The following is a 613-nucleotide window of genomic DNA, read 5'->3' on the forward strand; positions in this document are numbered from 1 at the left end:
TACTTCCAGCGCACGCTGCCACACGAGCGCTGGCTGGCCCGCCAGTTCGGCGCAACCCAGGGCAACGCCGCGGACGAGGCGCCGCTCGCGCCCTACATGCTGCTGGCGGATGGCGGCGACCCCGGCGCGCACGCGTGGGCCTGCGTCGAGCCCGTCCACGTCGAAATCGCGCACGATCACCTGGTACTCGTCGATCCGGCGGCCCTCGCGCTCAATGACGGCGACGCAGCCGCGCTGCTCGCGGTCGCGCGGCCGCTGATCGAGGAGCTCGGCGTCCGGCTCGAGGCGCCGAACCCGTCACGCTGGTACCTGTCGAGCGAGCAGCTCGCCCGCCTCGCCGGCGCTGCGCCGCTACGCGCGAGCGGCCGCAACATCGAAATCTGGCTGCCACACGAGGCCCATACGGGCGAGCGCTCGCGGATGTGGATGAAGCTGCAGAACGAAGTGCAGATGGCGTGGTTCCAGCATCCGGTCAACGAGGCCCGCGAGGCGCGTGGCCTGCCGACCGTCAATTCGATCTGGTTCCATGCGCAAGGCACGCTGAAGCCGGTCGGCAAGCCGTTCGCGCGCGTGCTGTCCGCGTCGCCGGCGGCGCTCGGCCTCGCGCGCGCCG

Annotated in this window: 1 pseudogene; it reads left to right on the forward strand. The window is 72.1% G+C overall.

From position 1 onward, the window contains the following. Positions 1 to 613, forward strand: a pseudogene (locus tag G3N99_RS41425) (regulator); the annotation flags it as partial.

The organism is Burkholderia sp. Ac-20392, from assembly GCF_017104585.1.
GTDB classification, from domain to species: Bacteria; Pseudomonadota; Gammaproteobacteria; order Burkholderiales; family Burkholderiaceae; genus Burkholderia; species Burkholderia lata.